General features: G+C 37.3%; 8 protein-coding genes. 3 read left to right on the top strand and 5 right to left on the bottom strand.

The annotated features are described in order from the left end of the window. Positions 1 to 12 precede the first annotated feature (12 nt). From MKY99_RS03495 to brxF, 5 genes are read right to left on the bottom strand one after another with little or no spacing between them, the layout of a single operon-like run. Positions 13 to 720: a hypothetical protein gene (locus tag MKY99_RS03495; protein WP_042193274.1), complete on the bottom strand. Its 708-nt coding sequence runs from the start codon at positions 718 to 720 to the stop codon at positions 13 to 15. Positions 721 to 731: 11 nt separating this feature from the next. Further along, positions 732 to 2,624 (bottom strand): BREX-3 system phosphatase PglZ, encoded by a 1,893-nt coding sequence (pglZ, locus tag MKY99_RS03490; RefSeq protein ID WP_231573464.1) that lies wholly within the window; start codon positions 2,622 to 2,624, stop codon positions 732 to 734. Between the two features lie 25 nt (positions 2,625 to 2,649). Continuing rightward, positions 2,650 to 5,403, bottom strand: a complete 2,754-nt coding sequence (locus MKY99_RS03485) for a DNA methyltransferase (RefSeq protein ID WP_042184802.1) — start codon at positions 5,401 to 5,403, stop codon at positions 2,650 to 2,652. 7 nt (positions 5,404 to 5,410) lie between these two features. After that, positions 5,411 to 9,097, bottom strand: a complete 3,687-nt coding sequence (locus MKY99_RS03480) for a DUF6079 family protein (RefSeq protein WP_042184800.1) — start codon at positions 9,095 to 9,097, stop codon at positions 5,411 to 5,413. Between the two features lie 19 nt (positions 9,098 to 9,116). After that, positions 9,117 to 9,575 (bottom strand): BREX-3 system P-loop-containing protein BrxF, encoded by a 459-nt coding sequence (brxF, locus tag MKY99_RS03475; protein ID WP_042184798.1) that lies wholly within the window; start codon positions 9,573 to 9,575, stop codon positions 9,117 to 9,119. A gap of 486 nt (positions 9,576 to 10,061) precedes the next feature. On the opposite strand from brxF, the gene radC reads away from it, so the two are divergent. From radC to MKY99_RS03460, 3 genes are all read left to right on the top strand, one after another. Beyond that, positions 10,062 to 10,907 (top strand): DNA repair protein RadC, encoded by an 846-nt coding sequence (gene radC, locus MKY99_RS03470; protein WP_231573380.1) that lies wholly within the window; start codon positions 10,062 to 10,064, stop codon positions 10,905 to 10,907. A 956-nt stretch (positions 10,908 to 11,863) separates the two neighbouring features. Next, the gene (locus MKY99_RS03465) at positions 11,864 to 12,070 is read left to right on the top strand and encodes a helix-turn-helix domain-containing protein (RefSeq protein ID WP_042184796.1); all 207 of its coding nucleotides are present in this window, start codon (positions 11,864 to 11,866) and stop codon (positions 12,068 to 12,070) included. 3 nt (positions 12,071 to 12,073) lie between these two features. Continuing rightward, on the top strand, positions 12,074 to 13,447 hold the full coding sequence (locus MKY99_RS03460) for a hypothetical protein (protein WP_042184794.1): 1,374 nt from the start codon (positions 12,074 to 12,076) through the stop codon (positions 13,445 to 13,447). Positions 13,448 to 13,535: the final 88 nt, after the last annotated feature.

The raw sequence follows: 13,535 nt of genomic DNA, 5'->3' as shown, positions 1-13,535 counted from the left end.
TTTGTCATAGCCTCACTTCAGTCTAACCATAGTCATGTCAATTCCTTGCCTCATAACTTGTAGCTGACTATTTCTCATTTCACTTTCCCCTATTTCTATCGAAAACGGAAATATGCATGGTTCATTTGAAATTTGTTTTAATTCAATGGCTGATCTACCAGTAGCTTTCAGAAGAACCTCAATTAGCCACAGTTTTAAATCCAACTGTTGAATCTGCTTCTTCTCAGTGCTTACATACATTTTCTTATCTTCACTAATGACTTCAAGTTGTTTTAATGTACCTAGTACAGCTCCTATTGATACACTTACTCGTCTTCGTTCACCATAAAGAGTAAAGATCTTTCTACTTAACTGTATGCTCGAGAATTCGCCGTGAAGTTGAAATAAACGTCCAATTTGCTCAGTCACATCTTTTAGAAATGGGTATGCAAGTATCATTAAACCCCAGTGAAGGAGCAACCTTTCATCTTTAGATGCATTTCCGAACATTTGAATGGCACGATCTCTTAATTCCTCGTTTTCCTCACTAACTAAAACCCAGATTTTAAACAGGATCGTTCGTGCATTTAACCTCGCCTTTGAGCCTGCTATGTCTGACATCAAGTACTGGTCGACCAGATCATACATTTGTTGTCTGCTTTCGGCTCTTATTAATTCTCGAGCTATGAAATCCAATTGATGTAGTTGTAACTTTTGATCGAACCCGACAACCTTCTTCATAATCGACACCTTCATTCCATTCTTTTCTTCACTCGTACGAAAGGTACTATTACTTCCTCAATGCTTGCGCCGCCATGACTAACTACAACTTCGCCTTCTTTGACATAAGCCTCTCCGGATTTCGCCAGTAGCACATGAAATTCATCGGGTAATCCACTTCCTTTCCACTTTTGTGACGAGTATTTTTCAGCAGCTCGATCTCTTAATACTTCTGTATTGTATATCCGAACTCGTTCCCCTTTAGTATCTGCAAGAACACCTTCTCGAATAGTCCCGATTCCAACGCTTTCTTTGTTCCCATGATCGGATGTTATATACACTTCAAATCCAGCTTCTAATAAATCATGAAGTAATGAGCGCAAATAACCCTTTCTTAGCCAAATGGAAATCTGACTTTGCATGCCTATTTGGCCTTGAATGGTGTTATGCGTCAGCTTGTCTATAATATCGACCACAAGTCCTGCAACTTTAATTGACGGTTTAGATAGTGCCTTTATCTCCGTTCTATTATATTCACCTTGGCCTAGAGATTTCTCGTACGAGATATTAAGCGGGGATACTCCAAGGCGATTCCAGCAAGTTTTCCACTCTTTTTCTTCATTCGCTGTTGTGTGTATTGAATCATAATAGGTTCTTGGTATTTGACCTGAAAAAATGGCTTGTCTTGATACTGAAGTCAGGGTTGGAATCCAAGCATAAGTTCCTTTTTCATTAAAGTTGAAAAATTGCTGAAGCTCCGATCGAATCTGACTCCATTGTACAAAGCTCATCCCGTCCATCACAATAACAGCCTTCTTGACAGATCCTTGAAGTTGTACATACTCTGCAACCCTATGAAGCATGACAGGTGCATGCATATCTGTCAGTGAAATGAGTGCACTATAATGAGAATCTAGCCATTTCATAAATCTCTCTTCTATAACTTGCTCAAGGTTTCTTAATCTGTCAATGATGCTATCCGACATTTGAATTTGAAACGAAATTGACTTTGCTGATCCGTATAATTGGCAAAGCTCAACCCAACCCCGGCGATCAACTTCTAGTTCTAATAACTCTTCAATTCTATTTATGTGCTCATACAATGAATCACTTAACGATTGTTTCTCATCTAACTTCACACCAAACAATAAAGTTTCAGGTAAATAACGATTATTAACAAAGACAGGTGTTAACTTTCCAAGACGGAATAACCCAGCAAGTGTATTTTGAAGAGTGGGATCACTAAATGCATGATTGTCTGGAGCTCCACTTTCAATATAGGAACTCCATTCCTTCTGAATGAAAGCAAATAGGGACTCTGAAGAGATCAAAAATTCTGATATATCCAAATGAGGATTATTATAATCTTTAGTACTTAATACAGCCTCAAGATAGTCTATTATCATTTCAGGCACAGCATAATGAAGCAAGTGCTGAGCAACACATAGTGATAAACATTCTGCTGTACTATCAACCGAGTCATATGGTAATTTGTAAATGCGTTTCAGAATAAAATCAATAGTTTCTGAATCTGATTTCCTGCTTGTTGTATCTTCAATTAAAGACAAAGCATCCAATGCCCTCGAATCTAGTTCTCTGACAAGTGAAGGAGATAAATTAGGAAACAACTCGCTTTTGCTTAATGAAACTGGATGCCCCTGAATCCATATATCATATGGAACGTCTAACATTGTGTTTGATTTTATTTTTATTAATAGATATCTGCTCATTGACATGTGTCGATACTCAGCTTCATACCAATATCTAAACATTGCACGATCATCTAGTTCCACGATTTCTATCCCTAATTTCTGCAATTCACTAATAATAACTTCATCTTGTAACAATGAGTCGGGATCACTAACCAGCGTAATGTGGTAGAAAGGTGCTTGAAAATTTCCAAGCACCTTTTCACGCCAATTCATACTCAAATTAATTTCACTTCCTTAACTACAACCCGAGTCTAATTTGAGAGTTGTCGAAGTACATAAGCAATTTGTCATCTTCTTGCAGCACACTCTCGGGAAGGCGTTCACCAATAGAAACTATTGTATGGTAATCTTTTTCGCCCCAAGCTTTTTTAAAACCTACCCGAATAGCTTCTGTACGGAACTGCTTTAGTTTTTTGCGGTTGTTAATAATCTCTTCACGATATGCTTCAAATTCTCGCAATAATGATTTTTCCCTTAATTTTTCCAAGTCGGATTGTTTGTTCGGGTCAGGTACATACCAACGATCTTTAGCTTTTATCTTTAATCTATTATCATTTTTGGCAAGATTTCTTAGTTCTTTATAATCCGAACTTAAGTAAGTGTGAATTTGACTTGGAACATCTTCTATGCCATCGTAGATCAAGAAATTTTGTTCGAGCAGTGCATCTAATTCCGGTAGCACTTCATGTTTAGCAATATGCTGGATTTCTTTCATAAAGTTAGGGTGAAGCTCTTGTCGAGTTTGTGGCTTCTTCATAAGTTGCTGGCGTAACCACTCAATAGCACTGTTCTCATCAGCGACAAATAAACTCATCTGAGTAAACTCTTTTGCAATTCTCTTTTTATCGTATTCTGCAACCTGAGTCTCTAAGAAGGCCATGCCATCGCGCATTGGGAAACGATGCTCTATTCCTGATTGAAAATCCCCTGATGAAATTGGTATCAAATAACCATTTTGCACATGATAAGCAACCATTCTATCAAATAAAATTCTAGGCGTTCGTTCAACAATTATTTCCGCGTTTCCTTTTTTTCCAATAAAAACGGGTAATTGCTCCAAGTGTTGTTTAATAAAAGTCCAAGCAGACTCCTCAGTATTCTGTTCATTTTTCATTTGCTCAATGATAGCACTATGGGGTTTATATGCGGAAATAACTAAATCCTGTTTGACAGCAGTGGTGGTTGTTACTGCCTTGAAGCTCCCTTGCTTTTTATCTAATGATGAAACATTAGCTATTACGAATCCCGCTTTTTCAATTGCTTCTCGGATCGCATTCCATACACTGGCTTTTGAATTGCTAAACTCAACTGTTATCCAACGACCTGGTTTTAGAATCCGATAATTTTCTTTGAAACACTCGTGCATTAAAGACTTATAGTCGTCAATTAGTTTTCTCTGATTATTGTTAATAATTGCTTCATCTTCGTTGTTGGTAAAGACTTTTAACCACGATTCCCATAAAAAGTTAAGTTCAGAATACATTAGATTTGCTCCGAAAGGGGGATCTATAAAAATATAATCGATCGATGCATCCTTGATACAAACTTTAGTGGACGATTGTACACTGACAACGTTATTATAAGTACCATTTGAGGTAATTTTTTTAAAATCTTTTAATTTTCGTTCTAATTGAATGAACGGGTTGTTCTCTTGGGGAGTTGAGCAAATATAGTATGTCCCGGAAGTAGTTCCTCCCTTATTGTTTGCCCGCCACCTATACATCCACGATAAGTTGCTAAGTGCTGCTGTCAAAAGGAAACGTCCTATTTTCTTAATTTTCCCATCACATTTATCTACACTTTTTAAAAACTCATAAAGAACAATATTATTTCTCTTAGAGAGTAAATGCGACACCTTTGTGTGAAAAGAGCCTTTTAGTCTGCCAATTTCATCACCATATATCAAATCATTATTAGGATAATTAAAACCCACATCATACTCATCAATTTTATCCAACAATCTAATATCATCGGCATCAGGTTCTTTCTCAAATCGTTTATTTTGATAAGTATAGCTTATCAGAACTGGGATCATTTTATTTTGGGAATATACTTCATTTGATCTTGAGTCATATTTTTTCACCTGCAGCTTTTCTAATACTCTTTTTGAAATTTCACTTCCACAATGCTTGCAAATAAAAGCATCCTTTACAATACCATTTTCAATATCAACAGCTTCATTCCAAAAAACAACTTCTTGATTACAATTAGAGCAAACAAAAACCTCACTGAATACTACATAATTTATCTTGCCTTTATGAACCTGAGAATTATTATGATTAGTTTGATACATCCAACCAAGCTTCTTCTCTACTTCATTTATTACTAATTCTAATTCTTCAATTGCTTCTACATCCCATGTGATATGATTAAATGAGGAACTGATGTGTGACGCAACAGGGGATAAATCATTCAAAAGAACATTTCGCTTTCCAACTTTATAATGATTTTCACCATTACTGTCTAATAGTTCGTTTACCTTCGATGCATCCCCACATAAATTCCCGGCAACTCCAGTCATACCTGATCCACTAAAACCATCAAATACAATATCACCAGGTTCAGTGTAGTGCAGAATATATCTCATTACAGCCTTAAAAGGAACTTTAGTATGATAACTATGAGCTAAATAGATCGGATCATTTTTGCCTTCACTGACATCAGCTGCAAAGGGTTCTCGATGATAGTCCTGCTTATCTTTTCCATATTTTTCTTGCTTTTCTTTATTCCATTCCACAATAAAATCATTGATCCAGGGATTTGGACAGGCAGTGTAGTAAGGTGGGTCGGATAACGCTAAAATCGCCTCGTCTTCCCCCATAGGGTACCCTGCTATATTCTTCAGATCCGGCAGTTTTTTGCGTAGTTCCTCTGTGAAATATTTACGACGTGTCTCATCATTATCAAAGTTTAAACCCAAACAGGTCACAGGACCTGTTTGGGTTTTATTTTTCATCTCAAAAAGATTACCTTGCATAAAATTATTGCTCATAGATATACTACTCCTTCTTCAACATAATACGAATCCGACTCGAAGCTTGGCTACCAACCTGATCTTTCAATAATTGCTCGAATCGAAGGCGAAGCTCTTCAACTGTTAATGGATTCCCGTCTCCTGCCATCTCTAATAGACTAGCCAATGGCAGTTCGACTTTCTGAATACCATCCAAAACCTCCTTAATCGTTTGGACTAAGCGTAAATCAACAGGCATTCCAAAAGATTTCTCCATTATAAAACCTTCTATAATTTGCTGTTGATCCCAAGATAGCAATTGGATGTTATCTTTCAGTTCACTATCATTAAGATTGACTAACAATGTATTTGTCCACGCCTCAAGTAACTCCTCTAGTTCGTCTTCTAGTTTTTTTGCCGTAATTTGTTGTCCATATTTCTCATCTTTCGGACGATATTTGCAATGTGGACAAACAGGAGAATGCTCCAACTCGCTCTTTTGCAATTTCCAGCATATTTTTAATTCATCTGATTTGGTTTTCCATTCATGCAACTGTTGTGCAGGCAAAATTGAAATTGACGATATTGTCTGTAAAGCATCAATACGCCCATCACGCTTGAGTTGATTTAACTTATTTTCTTCAGTCGCGCCCAGCCGAGATGTAGAGTGTTGAGCGTAATATGCAGTGATATACTGTTCCTTCAACTGTTCTATAACTTTAAGCTCAGTTGTACAGTCTCCATCTTCCTTGAGTGCATGATGTAGATCCTCAAGCGCCACTTCCGTTTTCGAATACCAATCATCTGTAATTGGAATATGATTCATTGCACTCACAAGATAATTGGCCTTTTTGGTGATCTGAGAAGCATATTCCCTTAATTGAATAAGTTTATCAACTAACTCTATTAACTCTTGCTGACTTCTAATTTCATCGATTCCTTTTTTGAAATTTTTCAATTTAGCGGGAGTATCGAATACCTGGAGACCTTGTAAGAAATGATTAATGGTTTGCAAGCTATTTTGATGTTTCTTCAAATCTTCGTCTGAGAGCAATGGCAGTTCCCATGTGGGTATTTTATCCTTGAGATCATGTTGAAGCTTAACAACTTTAGCCAATAACTCCTGCACTTTAGTCTGGAGTGTCTGGACTCCAACCGGCTGAGAATCAGGTTGAAGTAAGCCGTGACTCATATGGAATAAATCAAACAACGCTCTCATTTCAGCTAACGGCAGATCGCTTGGCTTCTTAATATGACTAAACTCAGCAATTCCTTCCGCTTTCAGTCCAATTAATTGAGAAAATTTCATAGAGTCATACGACTCACCATTAATTGTAACTACTACATCACCAGTGTAGACAAGCACAGCTAAGATTACACTTAAGAGTTCAGGTTCTAATTGAAACTCTTTGGTTTTCTTAACTTCCCAATCCCCCTGTGATTGAAGAACTTCTAGCAGCTCAGAAGCATTAAGAACCTGTCCATGTCCTTTACTACTCAGTAACTCCATAACCCATTTTGCATAACCTGATTTATTTACATTTATTTTTTCGCCATCCAGTAGAACAAGACCATCCAAGATTGTTTTTGCTGTTTTGGTCTTTGGGTTAGAGATTTGACTTAATGTCTCAGGGATATATGTCTTCAATAGAGCCTCTCTCGTTATACTAACACTGCTAAGACGAAATGTTGGGTAATTTTTGTATTTTTCCTCGAACCACGTCGTTAAACAATCATCTGCTGCCGTGTCAATAATTTCCCGCACCGTCGGCATTGCAGGAGCTGACAGACTCCAATCAGCAAGTTTCTTAGTCACACCTTTATAAGTCATTTTGTATGCTGATGGCATATTCACAACCAGCCACTTCATTAACTTCCGCAAATATTCCGCTGCCTTATCCTCATAAAGTTTTTTTGTAGCGCTGGAAGCTGTTGCGAACATTTCCCGAGCACCAGCATATAACCGTAAAGTAACATGGAACAAATCATCCTTCGTATCCAGCTTGAAAAACACTTCATCAGGTTTATTTTCATCTTTAAATTTAGGCAGGTCATACGGTTGCAACATATAAATGTAGAAGTCTCGTTCAGGTTGCGCTGTAGAACGTTGATTGGGCGCTCCAAAGAATAAATACCCTGGTCTCGTAACCTTTCGAGCATACCAGTTTAGTTCATGTTGCCAGATGCGAAATCCTGAAACATAACTTTGGGACCCGTCATCTGTAAGTTTCTCAAGTACCTCAAAATAATACCGATCCAACTGATTACCAACCAGCAATTCTGCTTTTTCCTCAATTAATGAATCTACATCCGTTACTTTTTCAAGATCAAGATAATATTGCCCATTATCCCGGTTTAATGAAATGAATTGATAACTCACAGATTTCATTATTTCGTTCAATACCGTATCAATTGTGGCATTCAAAAAATCAGAATCTAGATCTGGGAAATCGATGTACAAAAACAACTGGTCCCTTAACTCAGATGAAGTTACTCCAATTTTCACCTTGATATCATCCGTAGTTAATCTAAATACTGAGAGCGCCCGAACAATCCGCTTTGCCATTGGCTTGTACGAGGCCTTCGCTTTAGGAAAACCGTTTTCGATACGGTCCATCAACACATCTGACTTTTCTAAAACTTCACGCACATCTCTATCAGTACGTAAAGTACGATCCCCCTGAATATAAAGCCAGTAGTTATCATAAGAGATAACTCCTGGGTTATTGTCCGGAACATCATTATCAAGAAGCTTCTCAATTTCCTCGCTTATAGTTGTAAGCGCAACACGCTTTTCTACTACCCTAACATTTTCAAACGCCGATAAATACGCGGGATGTATAGGGAACAACGCAGCGTGCTTTTCAATTTGCTCCCCGAGCTTATCATATAGCGGTGCAAATTTAAGCAAATGCTCGCGAATGAGAGCCTTTTGACGGTCATCCTTCCTCAACAGCCGCTGGGAAACCACGAATTCAATGTCCTCTCGAACTATGATCGCCTGAACAGTACGTTCTTTAACTCGGCGGAGCTCCGCAGCGACAAATTGGAATTTAGGATTATCGAAAAGCATCTCCTGCACTCCAGTCATAAAACGGAAGCGTGTTGTTTGGCATATTTCTCCCATTGCACGTAAGAAGCCTAAGTCAAGTATCAGCTCTTGCTCTTTACGTGTACGCAAATAGTCAAGCAGCTCGTCAATAACAAGCAAAAAACCATGATCAGGATAAACCTCATGAAAGGCAGCCATCATTCGTTTCATTTCATCTTTATTACTGATTAATGTAGATATATTCGGCATCGTGTAATCAACGCCAATTTCTTGAAGATAATTTGTCATCTCTTGATATAAAACTTCACTTAGGGAAACCTGTATTCCATCAAATTCTACTCGCAACACTTTAAACTTACCTTCAATTTCTCTTGCCGCTTTTTCAGCAATAATTTCATTGTGTATGAAATTGGACGTTCCATCGAATTCTGCAATTGCTGCAATTACGCTCATTAAGTGAGATTTACCGGTACCATAGTTACCTACAACCATAATTCCCTTATGATCTATCGGTCTTTGAAATTGAAGTTGTTCTATAATTACATCATCAATAACTTCCGCCATCCGATCGGAGATAACATACGTATCTACAAGCCTTTGAGCTAAATGATCTTCAGCTGTATCCTTCAAAACAACGACGGACTTTATTGGTTCAAATTGAATTAAATCTCTATACTTCATCGGAAAGTGCCTCCTCTAATTAGTAAACAAATATCCTATTACTATATTCGTCATTTTGATAATACTCTGAATGCTCAGGAGTTGCATACTTAAGCACTCCTTGCTCTTCTTCACCTGGCCATAAGATAAGAAGTACTGTGTTCCCGCTGAGCGCTTCCATTAGCTTGACGGGATTTTGTTTTAATTCGTGATCAAATAAGTATTCTATATTGTGTAGAAAGATAACATCATTATTTTGTTCAGCGATAACCTTCCTCAGCCATTTTACCACCTGGAACGGGCGCTTGTCCGAAGAAATAAATCTTAATTGATCAGAGAGATACCGGCTAATATTTATTGATGAGATGTCTTCTCTTTTTAGATCAGTTAAAACATCGTTCATTCGATTTGATTTTTCTAACTTAATGAAGAGTAGTTTGTGTCTCTGATTACGTACGCTCATGATCTCAGCCTGTAATCGCTTAACTTTATTACTCATCGGTTTCCCACCTTCTTATAACATATACTACAACTGCCCTACTACAATGCTCATTCCACTATAACCCTATATTTTGATAATTAGCTGTCATCGAAAGTGTATTCCGACTCTCTAATGCAAAATTCATCCTGTTTTTCCTATTAGATAAACAAGGATTTACAGATTGTTTATTATTTAATATTCTTCAACTTCTGCTCTAATCCTCCTAGAGACCTATTTACAATCCCTTATCCTATCATAATTCCTTAATCTAGCGTCTATAAGTAATTTATAAACAATCAAATCTATATTATATCTTTGATAACCAAGATAGATCATCGTTTGGCTGTTACCTATACTTGAACCTAAATATTACAAGGAGATGATATGATAACAGCAAATTTCGAATCAATGTTTACGTAAGAGAAGAACCATGGCACGTACTTGGCGTTTGAGTCGATGAGTGACTAAATTCTAATCAAGCATTATTTACAAGCAGCTGAACGATTGGACGGTCGTTCAAAAATCTATCCAAAAAAAGATCTTGCAGAAATCCCAGGCTATATAGCAAATAGACGAGCATCCGTTGATCGGATGCTCGGTGTCTTTACGGACAAATATAAGATTCACCAAAACCATAAGCATCTGCCTTCGCAGATGAGTCGCTTGGTGAAGGGTGTACAATCCGAAACAGCAAGCAGCTCAATAATTTATCAAATAAAATTTATTAAGGAGTCAGATAATTTTATGAAGGGTACCCAGTACGAGCTGAAATATTGGTTAGCAAATTCTATTCGTGAAAACCCTCGCAGCTACATTATTGAAGAAATTTTTACCAAATTTCCTACTACAGCGGAATTGATCGATGTCACCGAACAAGAGCTGATTTCAATTAAAGGAATTGGAAAAATCAAGGCGCGTCAGATCATTGCTGCATTAAAGCTTGCACAAACGATGTCGATATCTACGCCGCCAATTCGTAAGATCCTGAGTCCTGAAGATGTCTACATACTAGCCGAACCTGAGATGCAATATTTAAAAGTAGAGCACTTTGTCATATTAATGCTCGATTCAAAGAACGGAGTTATTGCAAAAGAACTCATATCTATTGGATGCCTCAACGCTTGTATAGTTCATCCAAGAGAAGTGTTTCGTCCAGCTATTAAACGCAATAGTGCATCGATAATATGTATTCACAACCATCCTAGCGGAAATCCAGATCCAAGCCCGGAGGATGGGGAAATCACAAAACGTTTGACAGATGCTGGAACTATTATTGGAATCGAAGTGCTGGATCATATTGTCATCGGCCATCATAAATATGTCAGTTTAAAAGAACGAGGATTAATGTAAATCGCATTTGTCCTCATTCTTATATTCGAAGGTATATTAAGGCAATGGAAACGGCAATGAAGTTTCATGCAGATATTATTGTTGAAACGGAATAACTAACTCATTGATGAGTGGCTCACATATCGTCGGAGCGAAGATGGCGGTTCTAACTTCGTCGCCATCTGTGGCATATCAAAACTCGGATTACTTTCATCGATGTTGGCAATGAGCAAGTTAAATCAGGTATAAACGAAGAAGGGGCTACTAAAAGCGTGATCACGGACAGTATGAAGAAATGTGTTAGCCGAATCCGTGTTGGGAGCGACCTGTATAAAGGAACGCTCACATGGGATAAACAAAAGCAAATGATCGTCGTCCCAGATAGCTATATTCTTACTATCAACAGATGGGCTGGCTCAATAATCAATCGGCTTTATCTGAAATCATTACTAGCAATTCCACATTTACTTCAACTACTATAAAAGCTTCTCTAACCAACTAGCTGAAGCAAAAAATACATCCGAACAATCGACACTCAAACAATTAAGGCAGCCAAAAGATTCAAGCTTAGACGGTTTTGATGAAAGGGTCCAGAAAACGCAAATGCAGAATATCTCCGAGCAACATATGCTGCAAATCTTACAGAATCGACTATCAGAAAAATGCAGAACTGCAATCGCATGAGAAATCAAAACCTCCCCCACCCTATATATGGCTGAGGGAGGTTTTTTCAGGAGGTACCTGCAAGATCGAAAATTGTAAATATATATTATACTTCTGACACTATGCTAGATAGTGGTTTTCGGAAGGGCAGAACATAGCCTTCAGGATCATAAATCTACGAATTCTTGCGAATATTAGAATCATTCCTTATTCTCCATGGATGCTATGTAATGCAACATAAGGTGAGATAACGAAGTATAATGTTTAATAATGAAACAATTATGTAAATAGATACTAATTGGTGGTGACATTAAATGTATGATGACTATAATGAAATTATCACTGTCGGACAATTAGCCGAGCTCTTGCAAATCGGTATGAACACGGCATATAAGCTGATAAACTCTGGAGAAATCGAGTCGTTTCGAGTTCATAATGTCCATCGAATTCAGCGGAGTGCAGTAACGGATTATATTATTAGAAAGAGCACCAGTTGCAACCGATTTAAAGGAGAATCCTAAAGAATGTTATATATTAATGCCACTTCACAAGACACTATGGAATCATTACTCGATACTTATAATTTACCAGCCCGTGTCCCTAAAGAAATTTCTGAGATTTCAACATTAGCCAAATATGCCTTTGAATGTTGTTTGCATCTAATTCCTTATGAGATAAGACAATTTTTTAATGTCAGTAACGAAAACTCTATTTTAAAATCAGAGCTAATCCTGCATATAATTGTTAATACATATATGGTGCAACTAACTAAATCCGAAGGGAATATAAATCGAAACGGAGCTTTATTTACGCGGGTATTTGATTTTTTTGATGTTGCCTTAACCAACGAAAAACCTGTTAATAACCTATTCGGAGATAAGAATATTCCTCGAGTTGCACAAGAGCACTTCAAAAAACTTGCTGATCACTGGATGCTCCCACTCTCGGACGATTCCCCCCATGCTATCCCAGCCTTTGTATCTCCATTGATTGCATTTCAAGCGGTCCATACAGATTCTCATAAGGTCATCAACAACTACACGAGTAGTCTGCATAGTTGGAACTACCTCAAGCAGAATAAGGAAATAGGGGGGAACTTACACCTACATTTTTACGATAATTTCAAATATTTATTAGATCAATTCCCGAGCATCGACAGGATTGAACGCTTGTTTGAGGGAAATCAGTTAAGTTATCATCCTACCTTAAACCGGATTTTATTTGAACGAGAATATCAATTAGGGCTTGCGAATAAAATAGCAATGATGACTATGCATTACGCTAATGAAGCCAAAAATCATTATTATCAATTATTAAGCAAAGTGGCGCTACTTCCAAACGTTAATGGTAGATTGTATTATTTAACCTCAATGCTAGTTGGAAGTCCTGACCCCTGTGTTAAAAGTAACCATAATATAGTGATAACGAGCGCTGATGAACATTTAATAAGAATCAAAAAATTAAGCTCTGCTCTTATAGGCATGGCACTGATAACTATTCCTTTGATGGAAGCCTATTTTCATTACCTCTGGAAGCAGGGAACTTTCTCTTTCAATGATCACACTATGAAAATGGTTATGGAGGAGTATGGGCGTAATAATTTCATCGATGACCCAGTCAAACCATTGGTAATTCCTGGTGTACGCTCAAACATATTTGGTGCAAGAATGCATGGTGAGTGGGAACTTGCGGAACTACCCTTTGAGCAGATTCGCGACATATTAAAAATTCTCAATAAAGCTTCTGCTCTGCATAAAACAACTTTAAGCAATATTTTTATGCAGCCATATCAATACTTAAAAAACAATGGCTATGATAAATATGATCTGATGTTATTGAGTGATTGTCAGATAGTCAATGCAATTTCGGATGTAATTGAAGTTAACTATTTTCAATAAGTATTTCTTTAAATGGAGTTGTCTCTCAATGAGAGACAACTCCATTTTTTAACCATAAATTTTATCACGAATCAAAAATAAAAACTAG

Origin of the sequence: Paenibacillus sp. FSL R5-0470, from assembly GCF_037975205.1 — a bacterium.
GTDB lineage: Bacteria > Bacillota > Bacilli > Paenibacillales > Paenibacillaceae > Paenibacillus_AQ.
This window is presented reverse-complemented; position numbering and strand designations above follow the sequence as displayed.

Excerpts from the sequence above, each read along its gene's own strand:
- MKY99_RS03495 (WP_042193274.1), bottom strand. The coding sequence starts at position 720 with ATGAAGAAGGTTGTCGGGTTCGATCAAAAGTTACAACTACATCAATTG.
- pglZ (WP_231573464.1), bottom strand. The coding sequence starts at position 2,624 with ATGAATTGGCGTGAAAAGGTGCTTGGAAATTTTCAAGCACCTTTCTAC.
- MKY99_RS03485 (WP_042184802.1), bottom strand. The coding sequence starts at position 5,403 with ATGAGCAATAATTTTATGCAAGGTAATCTTTTTGAGATGAAAAATAAA.
- MKY99_RS03480 (WP_042184800.1), bottom strand. The coding sequence starts at position 9,097 with ATGAAGTATAGAGATTTAATTCAATTTGAACCAATAAAGTCCGTCGTT.
- brxF (WP_042184798.1), bottom strand. The coding sequence starts at position 9,575 with ATGAGTAATAAAGTTAAGCGATTACAGGCTGAGATCATGAGCGTACGT.
- MKY99_RS03465 (WP_042184796.1), top strand. The coding sequence starts at position 11,864 with ATGTATGATGACTATAATGAAATTATCACTGTCGGACAATTAGCCGAG.
- MKY99_RS03460 (WP_042184794.1), top strand. The coding sequence starts at position 12,074 with ATGTTATATATTAATGCCACTTCACAAGACACTATGGAATCATTACTC.